The following is a 6,757-nucleotide window of genomic DNA, read 5'->3' as shown; positions in this document are numbered from 1 at the left end:
TACTAGAGATTATAATGAAAAAGGAGAGACGATGTGTCTCTCCTTTTTATCCATGCATATTTAAAGTTAGCGATTAACGCCACCGCCAAGTTGTTGTTCAGCCATTGCTACTAGACGTTTTGTGATTTCACCACCAACAGAACCGTTTGAACGAGCTGTTGCGTCTGCACCAAGTTGTACACCAAATTCTTGAGCGATTTCATATTTCATTTGATCGATTGCATTCTCTGCACCGTGAACTAATAGTTCATTACGACTTCCGCTATTATTGTTTGCCATATTGTATCACCTCCTATAATTTTAATATGCTACGAATCATGGAAAAATAGTTATTCCTTTTTATGGAAATATAAACCCGCTTTAATTATGTATAAATATTGAATCTCTTCTTAAAAGACGATTAAAAAATAGAGCTGAAAAGAGTAAGAATAATTAATCTGTTCAGCTTTATCTAGTACAATCTAATTAATATATATTTTTAAAATTTGCAGCTTACTATTTCTTATATTATTGTAATGGTTGATTAACAGGCTGATAAATACTTGCTATAGCTTTTATTTCAGATTCTGGTGCTGGAGATAGAGGATAGTAACCCTTTTTCACCATGTATTGCCAAATATCATATGCATGTCTACTACTATTTAAAAAAGCTTTTTCTAAAAAAGACCTCAAATTTGGATTTGCACACTCTAATACAGCCCCAGCATAATTTAGTGCAGCCGATTTTTGATTTAAGAGATATCCCGTAGCAATTGCTCGATCGTTCGGAGGTGCTCCATTTATACTAGGTGCAACAGGAGGATATTGTTCAATAGGTGCTTTTAAATAAGAAACCAATACTGGATTTAACTTAGAGGGCTGAAAACGCTCAATATCGGGCGTACTCTGGCTTTGGACAAATTCTACTTTTAAATTATAGTCTTCCACATGGAGCGGAAAATGTTGCTGTAATAATTGTTTTAATTCTAAATCTTGTGCTTGCTGAATGTATGTACTCATCGTATTAATTGTATTGTAACAACCAGCAATTAATTCACTTAAATCACGTAACTCATGTGTAGCTAATTGCATTTTTGAACCCTCCTTTTCAAAGTTTTTTTAGTCTCTCCCAAAATATAAAAAATATAAGAAATGCATATGAATTTTCTTATTACTCATACTAAAATTATTCATTTTCTATTTATGAAAGGAGAAGTTTCAAATGCACACAGTATGGAAAGGCTCTCTTTCACTTGGATTATTAAACATTGGTATTAGGCTATATAGTGCTGTAGAAGAAAAAGATATTAAATTTTTAAGTCTTCATAGGGAATGTCTTGCTCCCATTAAATATAAAAAGATTGCTCCTGATTGTACGGATACTGAAGTAAGCGATGAAGACGTTGTAAAAGCTTATGAATACGCGCCTCATAAATATATAATTGTAGAGGAAAAAGAATTAGACACACTACAAAAAAACATGAACCTCGATTAATTTGCCTTTCATCCTTTATCCAAAATGATGAAATTGATGAAATTTTTTTCGATCGTTCTTATTTTATGGTTCCTACCGTTGGTAATGAAAAGACATATTTGTTATGAAAAGAAGCTTTGGACCGAACAAATAAACTTAGTCTTATTTATATTACTATCCGTAAGAAACAACATCTAGCTATTATTCGTAGCTTTCAAGAAGGCCTTATTTTACAGACTATTCATTATCCTGATGAGATTCGTAATATAAAAAACATGCCCGGTCTTCCAAAGAATGAAGAGCACCCGATTCACAAACAAGAATTAACTACAGCAATAAAGGATATGTACAAAACTTTCATTCATTATTTAAAAAGTTAAAGATTTGGCAGACAATACTTTAGATTGTCTGCCTGTGGGTTTCATGAGCTTGATTGGAAAACTAATTGTTTTCCAAGAGTGAAGCCGCTAGTTCAACCGGCTTAGAAATAGTTTGTGTAAAGATTATAAAAATATGTAAAAAAAAGAAAAATCATCATTCACAAATAAAGCAGAGCACTATATAAAAGTGCTCTGCTTTAAATAAGCGCTGTAAGTATAAACATTCTATAAGTTAATATGTTTGATTGATTGTAATGTGAAAACATAAGACAAAATCTTTTTAATGTTAATAATAACTAACGAAAAGAAATTGGAGTTTACTTATTGTTATATAAGACACATAAAATTGGTTGTTTTTTGGCTTGTTTGAAATGCTTTTAATGAAAAGAGCCCTAAGGAGATAGGGGCTCTTTAGGGCTCGCCTAATCGGATAAACTGATTAGGAGGAATATAAATATTTTAACATATAGATGACTCATCTGAAGGTAACAAAAAGATAACAAATGAAAATGTATATGGCAATGAAGATTTTCACTGTAAAAAAACGGATCAAAAACAGAAATTTGCATCAAAGAGTTAATTGAAGAAGGTGTGGCGAGATTATCCTTGTTTGAAAAGAAAATGAAGATTTTAGATTTTTCTTTGACCTTTAAAGCATAGATAATCGAAGGAAAAAAAATTATATACTCATGATTTCTGGCTATACAAACCGACTGCAACCAATCGTTTTAGCAATTACTATTTCTTGTTTCTTATTTGGATAGATACGAAATTTATATGCTTTATTTACTAACATAGGTTGCACCTCGCTTTGTTATAGGACATCTACAGTATACAAAAAAAACGTAGGCTTACACCTACCGGCATTCATCTCCCACCTACCGTTGGGCTAACGCCCTTCACACGCTTGAGGAAGGAGTATTCTGTCAGGAAACCATAAATTGTACCCCTGTTATCTCTCTATTTTTCCACTTTGGATAAATTTCTTCCATTTTAATGAAATAGCTCATATTTACCAAGATTCCTTTCCCACCTGAAATTGATAAAAAGACATCTTCATTATTTGAAGATGTCTTTTTATTCGCTGCACTGAGTCACAATTATTTTAGTACCTTTTTAAATTTGCGACCAAAAGTAAGTACCATACCTGCAAGAACCATCAATATGCCCAATGCTGCACTGTTATTTGTACTTGCACCCGTTTTTGGAAGCTCTTTATATGTATCTTCTTTTTTATCAGAAGTACTATTGATTGAGATATTACTGTTACCAGTATCAGAGCCATTGCTGTTGTTAGTACCAGTACTGCCATTATCAGCACCATTACCATTGTTGGTATTGTTATTACCATTGTCTTTATCTTTCACAACCACTTTTTGTATTGTAGTTACCTCATTACCACCGGAGTCACGAACAAGGAATTTTACTTCGTAAGTACCAGTTTTAGATGTATCTACTTCACCAAATTGTATTACTTTATCAGTAATATCGCCATCTTCTTTATCAATAGCTTTAACCCCAGACATTGGATCGAATTTATCTCCAACTGTTACTGTAGTTTCTGAAGGTACAGTTAACTCAGGCCCTTGAATTTCAACAGGTTTTTCTTTTTCTTTTTCTTTAACTGTTACAGTTTGTGTTTGAGTTGCCAAATGACCTGCAGAATCTTTAACTGTGTAAGTTAAAACATACGTACCCGGTTTAGTAGTATCTACTTTACCGTCAACTGTTACTTTAGAAGTAAGATCTCCGTCTTCTTTATCAGTAGCAGACACTCCTAACATTGGGTCGAATTGATCACCTACATTCATTGTTGCTCCAACAGGTACTGTTAATTTCGGTTCCATATCTGGAGTTTCTCCACTTTCTTCTACAATTACAGTCTGTGTAGCTGTTGCATTAACCCCTTTAGAATCGACAACCGAATACTCTACAATGTATTTACCCGGTTTAGTAGTATCTACATTACCTTTATATTTGACTTTGCTTGTTAAATTGCCATCTTCTTTATCGGTAGCAGACACTCCTGACATTGGGTCAAACGTATCTCCTACATGGAACGTAGTTGTAAATGGTACTTTTAACACCGGAGCTTGGTCTTCCGAAGGTTTTTCTGCCGCTTTAACAATTACAGTACGTAATTTAATTACTCGATGACCTTTAGAATCCTCTACAACATACTTGATTTTGTAAGTACCCTCTTTATCAGTACCTTGGTCTCCGCTATATGTTACTTTAGAAGTGATATCACCATCTTCTTTATCGATAGCTTTAACTCCACTCATTGGGTCGAATTGATCACCAACTGTTAATACTGTTTCCTCCGGTACTGTTAACTCTGGCTCTTTGTCTTCAGCAGGTTTTTCTTTAACTGTTATAGTTTGTCTTTGAGTTGCCAAATGACCTGCAGAATCTTTAACTGTGTATGTAATCGTGTAAGTGCCAGGTGTATTTGTATCTACATGACCTTCATATTTTACTTCCGACGTAATGTCACCATCTTCTTTATCCGTAGCACTTACATCTTTCATTGTTTCGAATTTATCTCCTTCAGTAATTGTCGTTTCTGAAGATACTTTTAGTACTGGCGCTTCATCTTTTGTTTCTTCTTTCTCTTTAACCGTTACCGTTTGTTTCGCAGTTACTTTATGACCTTTAGAGTCTTTAACTGTGTAAGTTAAAACATACGTTCCCGGTTTAGTAGTATCTACTTTACCGTCAACTGTTACTTTAGAAGTAAGATCTCCGTCTTCTTTATCAGTAGCAGACACTCCTAACATTGGGTCGAATTGATCACCTACATTCATTGTTGCTCCAACAGGTACTGTTAATTTCGGTTCCATATCTGGAGTTTCTCCGTTTTCTTCTACAATTACAGGTTTAGAATCAGTTGCTTCCCAAATAGGAGCGGCTAAAAGTGGGTAATTCAACTCTTCTATTTTTTGTCTTGTTTCTGACGATGCCATAAGCCCCCATTTATCAAAGAACGGAAGTAAATTTTGTTTTGCAACCTTGGATGTATTGTAAATAAATGCTTGCATTTTCTCGTCACTCGTTTGAGGAAGCTCTTCTTTCGGGATTGCACGGTATAATTGATGTAATTTCGGATAAAATTCTTCTCCAAAAGCTAAGTCTAATTGCCAAAACATTGCTACTTTCACAAAAACATCATTAATTTTATTATAATCTTTTTCGGATTGAGGCTGATTTAAATAAGTAAACGCTTTGTCATATGTTCCGCCTTCTAATCTCGATTTATTTCCAAAAGCCCGTTGTACGGACAGACTATAAATATTTGTAGTAACTTCTGATAATCCATCCCACATCCACGGAAGTTGTTGCCTTTGATGTCCCATTTCATGCCAAGGGCCCCATCCATTTTCAGTGAAGTCTTTTACGTTTAGTACATGTTGAATCGCATCTCCCACATATGCTGTTCTACCAGGATACGCATACATATAATAATCAGAGCGATTATCTTCTACAAAGTGCACATAATGCTTGTCCGCTTCTGCTTCAGACAAACCAGAAACTCGGTCTTGAATTCTGATAGCTTCATCTAATTTTTGTAAGAGTTGTACAGGATCTGTGTTAGAGCCTATTAAATATTTTTTCACTCTTGCAGGACTTGCGGTTATGAGTGAACGTTCCCCTTTTAGTTCTACCGCATGGGCATCAGGATATTTATTTAGCATGTCTACTAAATCTTGTTGCGTATGTTTTCCTAACTCAAACAGAGGGGTAGTTGTTCCGCCTGTTTTTATCTCCGCTTTTACTGTTCCACTTTGCCCAGGATTATAAAAATAAATCATTCCGCCATTTGGGGATTCAATTGTATTTTCTCCTGGTTTTAAAGTAAACGACTTTATGAGCGAATCTTCATTCCATGCACCATCGTATGAGTATGTTCCTATATAAGCTCGAATAGTCTGTGTTCCTTCTACTTGAATGGTTATTTTTTCATTGGGACTTGCATATAGTCCAGTTGGTTCATAGGTACTAAATCTAAACCATCGTCGATCCATATCTCTAATTTTCTCTGCATCACCCTTGCCTGGGACATAAAAAACGTGTTCAGTCGTTACTTGTTGTTCCTCAGCTGCAACTTTTGTGATTCCCGTTATTCCTCCTATAAATGGAGAAGCAAGTACGTTTACAGCTATCAATGTTTTGATGGCTATTCCTTGCTGTCTTTTTTTCGTATCTTTTTTCATTTTGCATCACAATCCTTTCTGTAGTTTTACAAGTTTAATAGTTCAATACATATTAATAAGTTTTATATAAACAGTTTCACATTAGTGAAATATAAGATATAAGTATAAATTGGGGAATCGGCCAGGGCCTCTTCATGCTTGGTACAAGCTGAAAACAAAGAGAGAAGGTGAGTGCAGGTCACCTTTTGTTCTGAGTGGTAGGGATTTGTATGCCAAAAAAACAATTACCCTTAATCATAAAGAAAATTCTGAAAAATATTCTTCTACAAAGTTTTTCTATGGTCTATTTTCCATTCTTTTTTGTCACTTTGAGTTTAACATCCACTATATAATATGACAATTAAAATATGACATTTTTCGTTAAATATCGACAAAAAATTCCTTCATCACATCTTTTGATTGGATGAAGAAATAAACAAATATAGTAATTCTTTTAAGTATCGTATGTGAGTTAATTGGTTTTGATGGGCATGTGATGTGACCCCGCATCCATCAACTTAAGAAAAGTAAACACCCCCAAGACGAAAAAATGAGCTGACTTCTTAAAATAACTAACTGGAGAGAAATTTTTTTAATTTAGGGGGTACTTCAAAATCTTAGCTTGATGGCGATGTGGTGATACCCTATTTTTACTTATAAAGTCTTACAAAACTGTCACCTTTATGTAAGGATATTAGATAGTTTAACTATTATTTCAATGTGATAATAAA

General features: G+C 34.2%; 3 protein-coding genes and 2 pseudogenes. 1 reads left to right on the top strand and 4 read right to left on the bottom strand.

Annotated elements, in window-relative coordinates; all coding sequences use genetic code 11:
• Positions 1-66: 66 nt before the first annotated feature.
• Complete coding sequence (locus AB3X48_RS15220; protein ID WP_002114666.1) at positions 67-279, bottom strand: alpha/beta-type small acid-soluble spore protein; 213 nt, start codon at positions 277-279, stop codon at positions 67-69.
• 228 nt (positions 280-507) lie between these two features.
• Complete coding sequence (locus AB3X48_RS15215) at positions 508-1,071, bottom strand: spore coat protein (RefSeq protein WP_088099767.1); 564 nt, start codon at positions 1,069-1,071, stop codon at positions 508-510.
• Between the two features lie 130 nt (positions 1,072-1,201).
• Here AB3X48_RS15215 and ku point away from each other — a divergent pair.
• Positions 1,202-1,824 (top strand): annotated as a pseudogene (gene ku / locus AB3X48_RS15210) (non-homologous end joining protein Ku); the annotation flags it as partial.
• A 712-nt stretch (positions 1,825-2,536) separates the two neighbouring features.
• On the opposite strand, the pseudogene AB3X48_RS15205 reads toward ku, so the two are convergent.
• A pseudogene (locus tag AB3X48_RS15205) lies at positions 2,537-2,629 on the bottom strand (helix-turn-helix domain-containing protein); the annotation flags it as partial.
• A gap of 304 nt (positions 2,630-2,933) precedes the next feature.
• Complete coding sequence (locus AB3X48_RS15200; RefSeq protein ID WP_367959712.1) at positions 2,934-6,047, bottom strand: immunoglobulin-like domain-containing protein; 3,114 nt, start codon at positions 6,045-6,047, stop codon at positions 2,934-2,936.
• Between the last annotated feature and the right edge of the window lie 710 nt (positions 6,048-6,757).

The sequence above is a fragment of the Bacillus sp. S4 genome (genome assembly GCF_040838205.1).
Taxonomy (GTDB): domain Bacteria; phylum Bacillota; class Bacilli; order Bacillales; family Bacillaceae_G; genus Bacillus_A; species Bacillus_A cereus_U.
The sequence above is the reverse complement of the archived record's forward strand: the minus strand, read 5'-3'. Positions and strand labels throughout refer to the sequence as shown.